12 protein-coding genes are annotated in these 16,990 nt (G+C 31.3%); 2 read left to right on the top strand and 10 right to left on the bottom strand.

Features of this window, described 5'->3' with window-relative positions; translation table 11 throughout:
- Window positions 1–119: 119 nt before the first annotated feature.
- The 3 genes from WY13_RS03415 to WY13_RS03405 all read right to left on the bottom strand — a co-directional run bounded on the left by WY13_RS03415 (window position 120) and on the right by WY13_RS03405 (window position 4,467).
- Window positions 120–1,028 (bottom strand): DNA-3-methyladenine glycosylase family protein, encoded by a 909-nt coding sequence (locus tag WY13_RS03415; protein ID WP_063554309.1) that lies wholly within the window; start codon window positions 1,026–1,028, stop codon window positions 120–122.
- Window positions 1,029–1,171: 143 nt separating this feature from the next.
- Complete coding sequence (locus WY13_RS03410) at window positions 1,172–3,445, bottom strand: bifunctional dihydroorotate dehydrogenase B NAD binding subunit/NADPH-dependent glutamate synthase (protein WP_063554344.1); 2,274 nt, start codon at window positions 3,443–3,445, stop codon at window positions 1,172–1,174.
- Window positions 3,446–3,834: 389 nt separating this feature from the next.
- Window positions 3,835–4,467, bottom strand: coding sequence for a redox-sensing transcriptional repressor Rex (locus WY13_RS03405; protein WP_063554308.1), 633 nt, complete (start codon window positions 4,465–4,467; stop codon window positions 3,835–3,837).
- 432 nt (window positions 4,468–4,899) lie between these two features.
- Here WY13_RS03405 and abc-f point away from each other — a divergent pair, with 432 nt between their 5' ends.
- The gene (gene abc-f / locus WY13_RS03400; protein ID WP_063554307.1) at window positions 4,900–6,813 is read left to right on the top strand and encodes a ribosomal protection-like ABC-F family protein; all 1,914 of its coding nucleotides are present in this window, start codon (window positions 4,900–4,902) and stop codon (window positions 6,811–6,813) included.
- A gap of 388 nt (window positions 6,814–7,201) precedes the next feature.
- On the opposite strand, the gene WY13_RS03395 is transcribed toward abc-f, so the two are convergent.
- The 7 genes from WY13_RS03395 to WY13_RS03365 all read right to left on the bottom strand — a co-directional run bounded on the left by WY13_RS03395 (window position 7,202) and on the right by WY13_RS03365 (window position 14,793).
- A complete protein-coding gene (locus WY13_RS03395) occupies window positions 7,202–7,996 on the bottom strand; it encodes an ABC transporter permease subunit (RefSeq protein ID WP_063554306.1) in 795 nt (264 codons plus the stop codon).
- 18 nt (window positions 7,997–8,014) lie between these two features.
- Complete coding sequence (locus tag WY13_RS03390; protein WP_156498955.1) at window positions 8,015–8,932, bottom strand: ABC transporter ATP-binding protein; 918 nt, start codon at window positions 8,930–8,932, stop codon at window positions 8,015–8,017.
- A 493-nt stretch (window positions 8,933–9,425) separates the two neighbouring features.
- Window positions 9,426–10,697 (bottom strand): dihydroorotase, encoded by a 1,272-nt coding sequence (locus WY13_RS03385; RefSeq protein ID WP_063554304.1) that lies wholly within the window; start codon window positions 10,695–10,697, stop codon window positions 9,426–9,428.
- Window positions 10,698–11,024: 327 nt separating this feature from the next.
- Entirely contained in the window at window positions 11,025–11,966 is a 942-nt protein-coding gene (locus WY13_RS03380; protein WP_063554343.1) for a 3-hydroxyacyl-CoA dehydrogenase family protein, read from the bottom strand.
- 36 nt (window positions 11,967–12,002) lie between these two features.
- Window positions 12,003–12,290, bottom strand: a complete 288-nt coding sequence (locus WY13_RS03375; protein ID WP_063554303.1) for a thiamine-binding protein — start codon at window positions 12,288–12,290, stop codon at window positions 12,003–12,005.
- Between the two features lie 51 nt (window positions 12,291–12,341).
- Window positions 12,342–13,112 (bottom strand): LytR/AlgR family response regulator transcription factor, encoded by a 771-nt coding sequence (locus tag WY13_RS03370; protein ID WP_063554302.1) that lies wholly within the window; start codon window positions 13,110–13,112, stop codon window positions 12,342–12,344.
- Window positions 13,105–14,793, bottom strand: coding sequence for a LytS/YhcK type 5TM receptor domain-containing protein (locus WY13_RS03365; protein ID WP_063554301.1), 1,689 nt, complete (start codon window positions 14,791–14,793; stop codon window positions 13,105–13,107). Before WY13_RS03365 ends, WY13_RS03370 begins: the two co-directional genes overlap by 8 nt.
- Before the next feature lie 316 nt (window positions 14,794–15,109).
- Here WY13_RS03365 and WY13_RS03360 point away from each other — a divergent pair, with 316 nt between their 5' ends.
- Window positions 15,110–16,903, top strand: coding sequence for a carbon starvation CstA family protein (locus WY13_RS03360; protein WP_063554300.1), 1,794 nt, complete (start codon window positions 15,110–15,112; stop codon window positions 16,901–16,903).
- Window positions 16,904–16,990: the final 87 nt, after the last annotated feature.

Below are 16,990 nucleotides of genomic sequence, written 5' to 3'. Positions count from 1 at the left end.
TATATCAATGGTTTTTCAATATTCATTTAACAAATAAATTTAAACAGATTACATTTAAAAAACGATACAGGCAAAGAGTAATAATTTTTCACTGAATCTTTAGCATTTATATAGCTATTCTACAACCTTATGTTATTTTCCCTAACATAATAAAATAAATACTGCTGTGCAAATCCTGACAACTTACCAAATTTGCTTATTCCAAAATCCCTTATCTTTTTTAGTGATACATCTGGTGCCAGATAAAAATAGTTCATAGCTCTCTTAACCCATACATCTACAGGGAATGCAGAGTATTTCTGCATAGAGAAAAGCATAATACAATCTGATACTTTAGGGCCTATACCCATAAATTTTTGAAGTTCTTTATGGCATACCTCATCCTCTTGATTTTTAATCCAATTAATATCATATTTTTCATCGTAATTTTCTTTAGTTTTAGTTCCATTATAATAAATCTTTGATACAGTATCTTTAATATATTTATTTCTAAAACCAGTTCCACAAGAAGCAAGTTCCTCTAAAGTGGCTTCTTTTAATTTATCTATTTTAGGGAAGCTGTAATAAACCTTGTTTTTATATTCTAAAGGCTCTCCCCATTTTTTACTTATATTTTTTATAGCCCTCTGTATCATTGGAATTCTATTATTAGCAGATATTATAAAAGAAACTACCAGTTCAAAGGGATCCTGCTTTAATAATCTGATTCCTTCTCCAAATCCTATAGCCTTCTTTAAAACAGGATCTTTACTAAGTATATTTTTTATTTCATTGTAGTCTCTATACAAATCAAAATAATCTGCCCAAATTTCCTTAAAGTCCTGCTGAGATGTGTTATATAAAATCACATCCTCTCCCCTTTTTTCTACCTCTATTACTTTTCCAAAACTTACACCTATATAGTTGCCATTTTCTTCTCTATGCCATCTAAAACACTGCCCGCATTCAAATATATGGGCTAATTCAAAATTTCGAACATTTTTTATTATAATCCCATTTTCAAAATCCTCTACATAATTAAAATCCATATTATACTTCCTTTTCTCCATAAAATTTTCATCAAAATCGTATGCTTATTTCTGATAGTATACCATTTTATTAAGATAATTTTCAATGAATATTAAAAAAGCTATACCAGAAATCTGGTACAGCTTCTTTATTTAATGTATAATTATTTTTTCAGATATTCATCTATAGCCTTAGCAGCTTTTTTGCCTGCACCCATTGCAAGTATTACAGTAGCAGCACCTGTTACTGCATCTCCACCTGCATATATTCCTTCTCTTGTTGTGAGTCCAGTCTCCTCTTCTGCTATTAAGCATTTACGCTTATTCATTTCAAGTCCCTTTGTTGTAGATGATATAAGTGGATTTGGTGAAGTACCAAGAGCCATAATTACAGTATCTACATCTAAATCAAATTCTGAACCTTCTACTTTAACTGGTTTTCTTCGTCCTGATTGGTCTGGTTCTCCAAGTTCCATCTTAACACAGCGTATTCCGTTAACCCAACCTTTTTCGTCTCCTAATATTTCTACAGGATTAGTTAAAAGATTGAATTTAATTCCTTCCTCTTTTGCATGATGTACTTCCTCTGCTCTTGCTGGAAGTTCTGCTTCGGATCTTCTGTATACTATGTATACTTCTGCTCCAAGTCTTAGAGCTGTCCTTGCAGAGTCCATAGCTACGTTTCCGCCTCCTACTACAGCTACTTTTTTGCCAACTTTTATAGGAGTTGCATAGTCTTTTTTAAATGCTTTCATTAAATTATTTCTTGTTAAAAATTCATTTGCAGAGAATACTCCATTTAAGTTTTCTCCAGGTATTCCCATAAATCTTGGTAGTCCTGCTCCTGAGCCTATAAATACAGCATCAAATTTTTCTTTTTCTACAAGTTCATCTATAGTAACAGTTCTTCCAATTATTACATTTGTCTCTATTTTTACTCCTAATTTCTTTACATTTTCAACTTCATGTTTTACTACAGTATCCTTTGGAAGTCTGAATTCTGGAATACCATATACAAGTACTCCACCTGCTTCATGAAGTGCTTCAAATATAGTAACATCATATCCAAGCTTTGCTAAATCTCCTGCACAAGTAAGTCCGGAAGGACCACTTCCTACAACAGCTACTTTTTTGCCATTCTTAGGTAAAGTATTAGATAGGTCGATATTATTCTTTCTTGACCAATCTGCTACAAACCTTTCCAGTTTACCTATCGCAACAGCATCACCTTTTTTGCCAAGTACACATTTGCCTTCACACTGAGTTTCCTGAGGACATACTCTTCCACATACAGCAGGAAGTGCACTTGATTCTGCTATTATTTTAGCAGCTTCTTCAAAATTGCCATTTTTTACCTGTTCAACAAACTTAGGTATAGATATTGTAACAGGGCAATCAGTAACACACATAGGCTTTTTACAATTCAAACATCTTGAAGCTTCTTTTACAGCTTCTTCTTCAGTGTATCCCAAGCAAACTTCATCAAAATTGGTAGCCCTAACTTTAGGGTCCTGTTCCTTTATAGGTACTCTTTTCATTCTTTCAAATTTTTCTTCTGCTCTACACTTTTCTCCTTCCCTACTTCCAGTGTCCCCTTCTTCTTCTTTCAGTAGTTTCTTTCCTTCTTCAGTCTTATACATAGCCTGCCTTCTCATAGCTTCATCAAAATTTACAAGATGGCCATCAAATTCAGGTCCATCTACACAGGCAAATTTTAATTCTCCCCCTACAGTAACCCTACAAGCTCCGCACATTCCAGTTCCATCTACCATTATAGTGTTTAAACTTACTATTGTTTTAATCCCATATTGTTTCGTAACTTGAGTTATAAACTTCATCATTATCATAGGTCCTATGGCAACTACATAATCGTATTCTTTATCTTTTTTGTCAATAAGCTCTTTTAAAAGATCTGTAACAAAGCCCTTATATCCATAACTTCCATCATCAGTTGCTATATATAAATTTCCACAAATCGGTTTTAATTCATCTTCAAATAACAAATAATCTTTTGATTTACATCCAACTATAACATCTGCAGCTACCCCATGTTCATGAAGCCACTTTACCTGTGGATAAACTGGTGCAGTACCTACACCGCCTGCTACAAATATTATGTTTTTCTTTTTAAGTTCTTCAACATCTTCTTCTACAAGTTCTGAGCAATGTCCAAGTGGCCCAACAAAATCTTCAAAATACTCTCCAACTTCATATCTAGCCATTTTTTTAGTTGAAGCTCCTAATGTCTGAAATACTATAGTAACTGTTCCTTTTTCTGCATCATAATCACAGATAGTAAGAGGTACTCTTTCACCTTTATCATCCATTTTGACTATAATAAATTGTCCTGGCAAACAGGATTTTGCAACTCTTGGTGCTTCAATGTCCATTAAGAATATGTTTGGTGATAACTCTTTTTTGTTAACAATCTTGTACATACTTTTATGCCATTTTTTTAGTACATAAATCATAAGATCTATGACTATTTCCCCTTTCATAGTGTCCGATTTTGCTAATTAGCTACTTTCGTTCGGTCTTCCACTCCGAGGGCGTAAATTCGGATGAAATTCACCCTACAGCATCAGTAAATACCCCCCAATAAGATACATCTGACTAAACGGCTTTTTGCCCCTTTCTCAACTCATATTTGACCTAATATAAACCTATATAATTATATCATATAATTATTAAAATTGCACAAGAAAACAATTACAATATGTTAAAAATATAAACTATATTCATAATATTGTTCATTTTTACTAAATATTTATAATTTAAATTTATTTTTAATAAATGAATTTTCTAACTTGAATAATTCATTTAAGTTTTAATCTATATCATTTAAAAGACATGTCAATGTTAATAAACTATCACTTAAATGAACATTTTCAATTTTTATATCTTCTGGGGTAACCAAATCTACAGGAGCAAAATTCCAAATACCTTTAACTTTGTTTTTGACTAAAATATCACAAACCCTTTGGGCATTATTGTTAGGTACACATATAACTCCTATATCTATACTATTTTCCTTTAAATACTCATTTAAATAATCTATATCCCTTATCTCGATATCCCTAATTTTAATACCTATAAGTTTAGGATTTATATCAAAAATAGCTTCTAATCGAAAACCTATTTTTTCAAATCTAGTATAGTTAGCTATGGCCTGACCTATATTACCTGCACCTATTATAACAGTCTTATAAGTTTTTGTAAGGCCAAGTATATTACATATTTGCCCATATAATTCACCTACATTATATCCATATCCCTGTTGTCCAAAGTCTCCGAAACAGTTTAAGTCCTGCCTTATTTGTGAAGCTGTAAACCCTATTTTTTCACTTAATTCCTTAGATGATATTCTATCTACGTCATTTTTCATTAAATCCATTAAATACCTGTGGTATTTTGGTAATCTCTTTATAACAGCCATTGATATATTCTTTTTTTTATCCATACTACACCTTCTTATATATTCTTTGATTTCTCTTAAATACTTTTTGATTTTTAGAATACCAATATTGTATCTAAATAAACTACTTTGATATATATTTAATTATCTTATTCATAAAGACATAAATCAATATACTTATATGTAAATTATATTAATTATTTACATGATTTATACAACATAGTACTCACTTTTTTAGTTACCTTTTAACATTCTTAATTAACATTCTTAAATAATAATCAGTAGCAGCCATTGTTAATTTATATACATTCTTAATACTTAGAAATATGTCTAAAAGTTAACTATAATTTCTTTTTTAAAATAAATTTAAACCAACAATTATTTCATATCATAATTTTCTAATTATAATTATAACATAGGACTACAAAAAAGTTACTATACATAGTAAAATGTTAATGATTAAGGAAGGTGTTACTAATGGTTGTTTTAAGTTGCAATAATATTCATAAAAGTTATGGAATAGAAATTATACTTGAAAATATAACTTTCAACATAAATGATGGAGAAAAAGTAGGATTAATTGGACCAAATGGAGCTGGCAAATCTACCTTATTTAATATTTTAACAGGTAAAATAAATTATGACAGCGGAAATTTATTTATAGATAAAGCTAAAACAGTTGGATATCTAACTCAACATCTGTCATTGGATTCTTCAAATACTATATATGACGAGATGCTTACTGTGTTTCAGGATCTAATTAATTTAGAAAATAAGTTAAATAAATTAGAAGCCTTGATGAACGAACCTTACGATGCCAAAAATGAAGAGTATAGAAATAAATTGATAGATAAATATACCACCTGTTCAGAGATTTATACAAACAGGGGTGGCTATACCTACAAAGCTGAAATAAACAGAGTTTTAAGTGGACTAGGTTTTCAAGAAAATGAATTTCACGATCCTATAACTGTGCTAAGCGGTGGGAAAAAAACAAGGGTTGCACTTTGTAAACTTCTTTTATCTAAACCTGATATCATTCTTTTAGATGAACCTACTAACCACCTGGATCTAGAAGCTATAGAATGGCTAGAAGAATATTTAAAATCCTATAAAGGTACTATCATAATAATATCTCATGATAGATACTTTTTAGATGCTATAACCCAGTCAACTATGGAACTCATAAACGGCCATATAAATTTTTATAGCGGAAATTATACTACTTCTTTGGAGTTAAAACAAAAAAATTATGAAGTCCAGCTAAAAGCCTATAATATGCAGCAAATAGAAATAAAAAAGCAAGAAGAAATCATTGAAAAATATAGATCTTTTAATAGGGAAAAAAGCATAAAGGCAGCAGAAAGCAGACAAAAGATGTTAGACAAAATTGATAGACTAGCTGCTCCTGACAAAGATGAAAAAATTAAAGGCATAACATTTAAAACTCAGATAAACAGTGGAAATGACGTACTTCACGTAGAGAACTTGAGTAAAAGTTTTGATAAAAAGCTATTGTTTAAAAATTTAAATTTTGATATAAAAAAAGGAGAAAAAACAGCTCTAATTGGTGAAAATGGTAGAGGCAAAACTACATTTTTTAAAATAATTCTAGGCAAATTAAAACAAGATGATGGTATTTGCAAATTAGGTAAAAATGTATTGGTAGGCTACTACGACCAAGAACAATCTGACTTAAATATTGAAAAAACAATTATAGACGAAGTATGGGACAGTTTTCCAAAGCTTACCACTACAGAAATAAGAAATGCTCTAGCCAGCTTTTTATTTACAGGAGATGACGTATTTAAAAAAATATCTTCTTTAAGTGGTGGAGAAAAATGCAGGATAAATCTATTAAAGCTTATATTGTCTAAATCTAATTTTTTACTCTTAGATGAACCTACAAACCATCTTGATATATCGTCCCGTGAAGCCTTAGAAGAAGCTTTATTAAACTACAATGGCACCGTGCTTGTAATTTCCCATGACAGATACTTTTTAAACAAATCCGTCAATAAAATATATGAATTAAATGAGAATGGTGCAAAAGAATACTTAGGTAATTACACCTATTATGTGGAAAAGAAAAAGAATCCCTTGAGATTTGAAATGGAAGAGGAACAAAGTTCAAAGACTAAAACTCAAATACAACATGAGAAAAAAAAGAAAAGAGACTTTGAAAAGTCTAAACGTGAGAAGAAATCTAAAGTTAAAAATATTGAAGAAGAAATTTCAAATTTGGAAGATCACGTACTTGAACTTCAGAAAAAACTGTGCCTAGAAGAAGTTTATTCTAATCCTGAAAAAAGCAGTGCTGTAAACAAGGAACTTTCAGATACACAAAATGAAATAGAAATTTTATACGCTGATTGGGATAAAATGTTATAGAGTTTCTACACAAAAATAAACTTATACTAACCATATGCTAACAAATTTCGTTACGTTAAAAACTTTTAATAAGTCTAAAGCTCGGTATTTTGAAATCTAAAGAAGCTTAGATAAACTCGTACCTCAGACATATCTAAGCTTCTAAGGTTTGTAAAATACCTCGCTAAGACTTACTAAAAAGTTTTTAAATGTACCTTCAATTTTGTTAGCATATTTTACGTATAAGTTTATTTTTAAGTTAAAAACAGATATAAATTGTATCAACTGAAAGATCTTATATTAGCAAATATTAGCAAATGAAAATATATGCATAATTTTATAATTGCACCACAATCAGTTTCAGTATATCATGAAACTTAAAATACATTTAAAAATTATAAACAGCTATTTAGATCAATTTCTCAGGAATAAATTTAGAGGAAATCCTTTTTATCAATAGATAATCAAGTACTAAAAGAGCACCACCTGCTATAAGCATTACAAGGTTATTGAGTAAAAGTATACCTGTCATTTGAGCTACTAATACAAGAATCACTGGAATGACAAGAAGGCCGCTTACCTGCTGTGCTTCCTGGAAGGTTTCTGACTTTGCCGATACCATAACAGTAAAGGTTAGTGATAATAAATTGATCGCAGGTGAAATCCAAAGTATGATTATGATCCATTTTATGTCTGGAAAAATAAGTCCTCCAAAATAGATGAAACCACCTATATTACATATGATGCCAAAGACTATAAATGAAATGAAAGTCACGATGTAAGATGGTACAAAAACGCCTAAGATTTTAGCTCTAAGCAGTTGTTCCATAGATATTGGTGTATAAAGCAGAGACTCCAGAGTTTTATGCTCTTTTTCTCCCACAAAACTACTGGCTCCAATAACTCCTGAACACATTATTGGAATTATAAGAAAATATGACGGAAACATAAAGTCTATGCTTACTTTTATTAAAAGCTTAGCTGGAGTATATGCTGCATATTCAGGAGGCAATTTTTTTAGGAGAGGAGCCATTTTTGTAAGCATACTCGAATCATTTCCAATAAAGTTCGCACCAATAAGTATTCCTAATGGTATGATTACAATCAAAATAATCGGTACAATAGTCATAGGCATAATAACACGTTTTGAACTTATTATTTCATTTATATCTTTATAGATCAATGCTTTTTCACTTATATTCATACCCTAACCCCTCCAGACTTATAAAGCTACATCACGAGATGTGCCTTTTATATATTTAAAGTAAAGTTGTTCTAGTGACCATTTCTTCTGCATCGCCTCATAAATTTCCCCACCGCTTGCCAGTATTCCTTGTATCAGAGTATTTACCTCCTTGTCTCCTAAAATAGATTTGCTATATATATCATTACCTTCATGAATAAATCCAAGTTTTTCCGAAATATTTTTTCCTCTAATTTTTAATTGAAGATCTGCATTTTTCCTTAAAGCAAGTTCATCAAATGTACCTAACCCCAGAATACTTCCATTATTTATAAAACCATATAGTGTGCAGATATCTTCAGCATATTTCAATTGATGGGTACAAAGAAATATTGTAACCTCGTTTTCCTCTGCAAGTTCTTTTATAAGCCTTGTAACATTTAATGCATTTTCTGGATCTAAACCAGAAGTAGGTTCATCAAGAAATAGAATCTTAGGATTATGAACTAATGCTACAGCCAGAGAAACTCTCTTTCTCATTCCCGTACTGAAAGATTTTACCTTCTTATTTTTTACATCTAATAACTCCAGCCTTTTCAATATAAAATCAGTACGTTCATTAAGCAACTTTTCATCCATTCCATGCATTTTGCCAAAAAATATTAAATTTTGCTCAGCAGTAAGGTTCTCATAGCAGGAAGAGCTTTCGGTCATAACCCCACATAATCTATGAATCTCAATATTATCTTTTTCCACAGGTATCCCTAAAATTTCAGCATATCCTGACGTTGCTGAAAGAATTCCATTAAGAACTCTAACTGTAGTGGTTTTTCCTGAACCATTAGGTCCAAGAAATCCAAATATCTCGCCTTTTGGTATACTTAGACTTATATTATTCAAAGCATTAATCTGCCCATCATAAGATTTTTTAAGGTTTTTTATATTTATTGCATTCACTTTTTTCACCTAACCTTTCTTTCAGTTTTTTTCTTGATTGTTGTCTCATCTATACGAGTATTTGTTCCATTACAATTATTATCCTCAAATCATTTATCTACCTTATTAAAATATTCATTTTCTTCTATCGCCTCTAATAATATTTTAGATGTTGGCCTATTTCCCGTAAATGGAGTTGTAGTTGATCTTAGTTGAAAAAATCAACTTGCAGGAAACATGATTTCATAATTAAAGCCCTGCTTCTTTTAATTAAGCAAGGCTCATATACATGATCTTTAATTTATACTTTTTACAACTTGGCATTTATTACTTCTATTTTGAGGCATTTCACTTTTTATCCGATGACTACCTGCTCTAATACTCCCACCTCTCCAAGGTGGGAGTAAAGAGCAGCTACGTCCCTGGATAACGATTTCTAAGCATCAGGTGGAGTCAAAACTCCATCTGATGCCAAGAACTCTGTTTATCTATCCTTTATTTCTCAGATAGTACACTATTTCTCGTCTTCATACACAATAGTTCCCTTATATATTGTTCTCTTCACTTTTCCATACAATTTTTCACCTATAAAAGGAGAATTACAGGACTTAGAATAAAAGTTACTTACCACATATTCCTCCTCAGGATTAAATATTACAATATCTGCCCTATGTCCTTCTTTTATATATCCCCTATCCAATCTATACAATCTTGCAGGATTTACAGTAAACTTTTCTACAACATCCATATAGCTTAAATATCCTGGTTTAATCAACTTTGAAATTGCAAGAGAAAGTGCAGTTTCAAGTCCTATCATTCCACTTAGTGTTTTAGAAATCTCACCTTCTTTTTCTTCCCTTGAATGAGGTGCATGGTCTGTAGCTATTATCTCAATTGTGTTGTCTTTCAGTGCCTCTATTATAGTCTTTCTATCACTTTCCATTCTCAAAGGTGGATTCACTTTTGCATTTGCTCCCTTTTTCAAGACTTCCTCTTCCGTTATGCTAAAATGCTGTGGTGCTGCCTCTGCCGTTATATTTGCACCCATTCCTTTTGCCCATCTAACAAGTTCAACAGATAAACCAGAGCTTATATGTTGAATATCAATTTTTGCTTTAGTTGATATTGCAAGTGCTGCATCTCTTGCAACAAGCACATTTTCTGCTTCTTTTGGAGAACCTTTTATATCTAATGCGTCTGCTATTTTCCCTGAATTTATTCCATTTTCACTTATTAGTTCCGGATCTTCTTCATGAAAGCTAAGAACTACATCAAGCTCCCTTGCCATGTTCATAGCCTCAACTACTGTTTTTGAACTTATAATTGGTTTACCATCATCAGAAAATCCTACTGCTCCAGCTTCCTTTAACTTTTTCATGTCTACAATTTCTTTTCCAACCATTCCTTTTGTTATAGAAGCTACTTGAAGTACTTCAATTCTTGCCATCTTAGCCTTGTTAAGTATATAATTTAAAGTCTCAACATTATCTACCACCGGTTTAGTATTTGCCATACATATAACCGTTGTATATCCTCCTCTTGCAGCTGCATTTGCTCCAGTAAATATATCCTCTTTATATGTAAAACCAGGATCTCTAAAATGACTGTGTATATCTATAAAACCTGGAGCAACTATGCAAGAAGAGGCATCTATAACCTTATCTACATTTTCTTCATCTATGTTTTTAGCAATTTTTACTACATTTTCTTTATCTATTAAAATATCCATGTTTTCATTTAATTTGCTCAATGGATCAATTACATATCCGTTTTTTATAAGTATCATTCAAAATCCTCCTACTATGTTCATAAGCTATTTTGAATTAATAGCTAATAATGAAGAATTAATAGTTAATGTGGATTTTTTTCCGTTACACTACAAAAAATCTTTGATTAAGCTTTTCATCACTCGTTTCGCTAAATCGAAACATTGCTGATTTATATAAATTTAAATATTTTTTGCGAGAGCTAAAAATCATCCTTAACTATTAATTCTTAACTATTAATTCTTAACTTGCGAAGCTTTGCTTCGCATTATTTTTATTTTCTGATGTTAGGAAGAAAATTATCCTTATTTGATATTTGAACTTTGTACTTTGCTATTTAAAAAAATCTATTTCTCCTTAGAATCTCTCTCTAAAAAGTCTAAAAGTACTTCTGTACGTTCTTTTTGTTTCTTTTCTAAAGTTTCTGGTGTCCAATTATAAAACCCTTGTCCACTCTTACTTCCTAAATTTCCAGCTTCAACTTTATCCTGCATTAACTTAGAAGGTTTTGTATAATTACATAAATCTTTAAATAAATATGTAGATATATTATGAAATATGTCTAAGCCCCCTAAATCTGCACTGCATAATGGGCCTGTAACAGGTAATCTTCTCCCATGTCCATATTCCATAGCTTTGTCTATCTCTTCTGGTTTTGCCCATCCTTGTTCTACTATATACAAAGCTTCTCTAAGGAGTGCAAGCTGAAGTCTATTCCCTATAAACCCCAAACATTCCTTCTCCATGCGAACAGCTTTTTTACCTATAAATTCAGCCCAGTTCATGATTATTTTCATCGCATCCTGTGATGTTTTTTCTCCTGGTACTACTTCTACCAATGGGATCAACTGTGGTGGATTCCAAAAGTGAGCAATTGCCACTCTTTCAGGGTATTTTGTATTTTTAGCTATAGCTGTTGGACTAAGTCCTGAAGTATTACTAGTTAAAACTACATCGGGTGAACAAATTTCATCCAACTGCCTAAAGATATTCTGTTTTAACTCTAAATTTTCAGCTAATGCCTCTATTACAAAATCAGCATCTTTGGCAGCTTCTCGAATTGTTTTAACACCTTTTATTTTACTTAAAATTTCTTCACATTCTTCATCTGACAATTTTCCTGCAGCCTCTAAACTATTTAAGCTAGATTTTATATTGTTAAATCCTCTTTCCAGGCTTGCATCAGATCTGCCATACATAACTACATTTAATCCTGCCTTTGCAGAAAGTAATGCTATACCATGTCCCATAGTTCCAGTTCCTAAAACTGCTATGTTTTTAATGTTCATCATTTTTCATCCCTTCTTAAATATAGCAATTGCTAACTATCTGTACTTACCAATTTTCTCTTTCATTGTTACTCCTGTTGGTTTATAATCTATTTTCACTACAGATGCAACTCTCTCTGCACCTGCTTCTACACATATACTTTGAGACTTTTCTACTATTTTCAGAAGTTCACTCAATTCACCTTCCATAGTAGTTTCCATAGGTCCTACTTCATACTTTACCCCAGTAGAAGCTATATACTCTATAACCTTATCAACAACACCATACAAATCCTTATCCTTCACTACAGGTAATACTTGAAGACTTACATTTACTAATGCCATAATACATTTCTCCTTTTCACAATTTAATTTTTTACTTAGAAACTCTATAGTTCATATCTTAAGCAATTCTCTCAACTTTTTTACATTACTTCTGCTTATAGGAATTTCTGATTTTTCTTGATCATCCATAACCAGTTTGTAAGTTCCATTAAACCAAGAATATAATTCTTTTATATTATCCATATTTACCAGGTAGCTCCTGTGACATCTAAAAAAATTAGTTTTCTCTCCTATCTGATAAAGAGTTGTTCCAACCAGATACCTGTCATTTCTAGTTTTAACGTAGGTTTTATCATCTTCTATGTAGCAATAATATATATCCTTTACATTTACTAATATTATCTTTCCTTGCCTCTCACAAGGAATTCTCTTTACCAAATTGCTCTCTTTGTCTATTTTACTTACTATTTCATTTAATATATCAGGTATTTTTTCATTTTCTGAACTTTTTTCATGCCATTTGCTAATTAATCTTCTTATAGTAACAGCTATTCTTTTTTCATCAAAAGGTTTAAGCACATAATCAAGAGCATATATTTCGAAAGCCTGAACTGCATATTGTTCATAAGCAGTAACAAATATTATATCTATTGATTTATCAAATTCTTTAATAACTTTTGCCAATTCAATACCATTTTTTAAAGGCATATTTATATCTAAAAATACAGCATTTGGCTTTCTATTTTTTATAAGATCTAGTCCACTTTTACCATCGTATGCAATTCCTTCTATATATAAATCCTCATATTTTGATATTATATAATTCAATTCCTCCGCAGCAGGAATCTCATCTTCTACAATAACACATTTTAGTTTATCCATTTGCCAATGAAACCTCCTTCATTGATATGAGGAAACTAATTTTAGTTCCATTATTTAAAGAAGTCTTTATACTTAGTCCATGGTCTTCCCCATATAATAGTTTTAATCTTTCATTTACATTCTTCAATCCTATTCCAGGCCATTTAGTTAAAATTTCATTTAATCTTTCATTGCTCATACCTACCCCAGTATCTTCTACTGAAAACAATATGTCTTTATCCTTAAAAGATGCCTTAAGATATACACTACCACCTTCAGGTTTGGGTAGTATTCCATGTTTTATAGCATTTTCTACAATAGGCTGTAGTATGAACGCAGGAACTTTCGCTGTCATCATTTTATCTGGTATATCAATAATTAACTTCAGTCTATTTCCAAATCTAGCTTCTTCAATAGAAATGTATGATTTAGTAAATTCTAATTCATCTTTTAAATAGGCAAAATCTTCTTCTCTCTTTAAAGTTTGTCTAAAATAATTTGATAAATCTATAATAAGTTCCCTAGCTTTAGAGGGGTTTGTCCTACAAAATGACGATATGGTATTTAGAGCATTAAATAGAAAATGAGGTTGTATCTGGGATCTTAGTGCTTTAAATTCTGCTATGGATGCTTCTTCTGCCAATTTATTTAGTTTATATAATTCTATCTGGTTAGAGAGTAAATCGCTTAGTTCCTGTACAAATTGTATAAAATAATTGTTAATATCTTTTTTTGACTTCAATCCAAGTCCCAGCACTCCTTCAAAACCAGAGTTTGGTATATTAAATGGTGCACACACAAAAAACATCTGTCCTTCATTTATGATTTTATAAACAGGAAATTTATCACACTTATATATACTTTCTCTTAATCTTATCTTATTTATGTTTTTAACAGAGCAAGTCAAAATATCACTTTTATCCCCTATAAGTATTCCATCAATATTTGCTACTTCATATATTATTCTTGATACATTTTTAGCTGTTTCCTCACCAAGTCCTTTTCTCATATATTTTACAGTTCTCTTTGCAATGTTTAAAGCCTTTTGTGCTTCTATAGCTCCAACTTTATTATATTCTTCCTTAACACTTTTTATTATACTTATAAAAATAACAGTACCTAATGAATTTATAAGTATCATCGGGACAGCTATAATTTTTACTAATATAAGTGCACTTATAAGAGGTCTTGCAAATATTAAAATTATTATCATTTGAAAACATTCTGCAACTATGGCAGCAAAAAATGCGTGTTTTACATTGAGGCTTTCATCCTTGGAATATTTTCTTGCAATACCTCCTATAAACCCTTCTACTATAGTTGCAATAGCGCAAGCAACAGCAGTAAAACCACCTAAAGCATACCTATGAATTCCTGAGATCAATCCTACTATAACTCCAATTAATGGTCCTCCAATATATCCAGAAACTATGGCTGCAATAGGTCTTGTATTAGCTATAGCATCATGCATTCCCAGATACCCCAAAGCCATAGTTTCTGACTTAATATTATTAACTGGTTCTACGTTTACACCCGTATAATTACTTAAAATACCTAAAGTACTAAAAAATATTACAAGTAAAATTTTATCTACGGTTCCCAATTCGTCTTTAATTAATTGTTTTAAAACACTAGAATGATTGTACATATATGCAGATAAAGCAATTAAGGCCATGTTCTGAAGCAATTTAAGGTAAATCAAAGTATATCACTCCTCGTATAATTATCTATGAGAACTAGTAGAAACCAGCTATTTGAACTTTTATTTCTAAAAAATATAATAGCACCCCTTATATTATAATAACAAAATTCAGTTGCTTTGTTAACTTTATTATGTAAATACCACTTACCGATTACCGTCTATTTTCGACTATTTATCATCCTTTTTTACCATTTTAGAGTGCATTAGTATGAAAACGAATAAATTCGGACTATTATCGATATGTAATAACGTTACCATTGTTATTTATTAATCAAGCATTTTTAATTTATCAAAAATTTTACAAGGAGGTACTTATATGAACTCTATAGTACTAGTAATTATAGGAGCTTTAGTATTAGTTATAGGCTACAGACTTTATGGATCATTTTTAGCTGCAAAAGTCCTAGTTCTAGACGAAACAAGAGAAGTTCCTGCTAAAAAATTTGAGGATGGCCATGACTATTTGCCTACAAACAAATGGATGCTTTTAGGGCAGCACTTTGCAGCCATTGCCGGTGCTGGACCACTTATAGGACCAGTTTTAGCAGCACAATTTGGATATCTTCCAGGTACACTTTGGATTTTAATAGGTGGTGTACTAGCTGGAGGAGTTCACGATATGGTTATATTGTTTGCTTCAGTTAGACAAGACGGTCAATCCATAGCCGAAATTGCGAGAAAAAATTTAGGCGAAAGAATGGGTTATATTACAGCAATTTCTGTTATTTTTATACTAATAATTACTATGGCAGGTCTTGGACTTCCAATAGTAAACTCTCTTGCCAGTAGTCCATGGGGAACTTTTACCGTAGGTTTTACTATTCCGGTCTCAATATTCATAGGTATTTATCTTAAATTTATAAGACCTGGTAAAATAGGTGAAGGTACCATAATTGGTATGGCACTTATATTATTAGGAGTTATTTTAGGACCAACTATTCAAAGTTCAGCACTTGCTCCATATTTAACTTTTAATGTAAAACAAATGTCACTTATACTTTCTATATACGGTTTCTGTGCAGCTGTCCTTCCTGTATGGCTCTTACTTATTCCAAGAGGTTACCTAAGCACTTACATGAAAATTGGAGTTATGGCCGCACTTGTAGTAGGTATTATACTTGTAAGACCAACACTTCAAATGCCTGCTCTTACTCAATTTGTAAATGGTGGAGGACCTATAGTTCCAGGTAAAGTATTTCCATTTATATTTATAACTATAGCTTGTGGTGCTCTATCAGGTTTCCATTCATTGATAAGTACTGGTACAACCCCTAAGCTTATTGCCAATGAAAAGGATATTTTAGCTGTTGGTTATGGATCAATGATTATAGAATCTTTCATAGCTTTAATGGCATTAATTGCAGCAACTTGCCTTCCAACTGCTGATTACTTTGCTATAAATTCAACACCAGCTCTATTTGCAAAACTAGGTATGGTTCCAAAAGAACTCCCTATGCTGCAGCAGTTAGTAGGAGAAAACTTAGTAGGAAGAACTGGCGGTTCAGTATCATTAGCTGTTGGTATGTCTTACGTATTCTATAAAATTCCTGGGCTTAAAGGATTGATGTCATACTGGTATCATTTCTGCATAATGTTTGAAGCATTATTTATACTTACTACTATAGACTCAGGTACTAGAATAGGAAGATATTTATTTCAAGATTTATTTGGGAAATTCTATAAACCTCTTTCAAAACAGGACTCCTGGTTTAACATAATATTCTTCAGTTTGCTTATGTCTTTCTGTTGGGGATACTTACTGTATACAGGTAATATATCTACAATATGGCCTCTATTTGGTGTGGCAAATCAAAGTTTGTCAGCTATAGCCTTTGCAATAGGTACTTCAGTACTTATAAGAATGGGCAAGAGAAAATATATACCTATTACAATAATACCTATGGCATTTATAAGTGTAGCTACTTTAACTGCATCAGTTGAAAATATAACAGGAAACTATATTCCAAATCATAAAACTGCACTTACAGTGTTATCTATAATTCTCATAGCTATAGTAATAATTATACTTTATGAAAGCATAAGACACTGGATTAAAGATTTAAAATCCGGAGATTATGATAAACCTCAAGAAGAAAAAGTAGTTGGATAAAGTTTATCCTTAAAAGTTTTATTCACAGTGTGTATGAAAATATATTCACACTGTGAATTTTTTTATGAATTTTTCACACTATAAAAT

Origin of the sequence: Clostridium ljungdahlii (assembly GCF_001636845.1) — a bacterium.
Taxonomy (GTDB): Bacteria; Bacillota; Clostridia; order Clostridiales; family Clostridiaceae; genus Clostridium_B; species Clostridium_B ljungdahlii_A.
The sequence above is the reverse complement of the archived record's forward strand: the minus strand, read 5'-3'. Positions and strand labels throughout refer to the sequence as shown.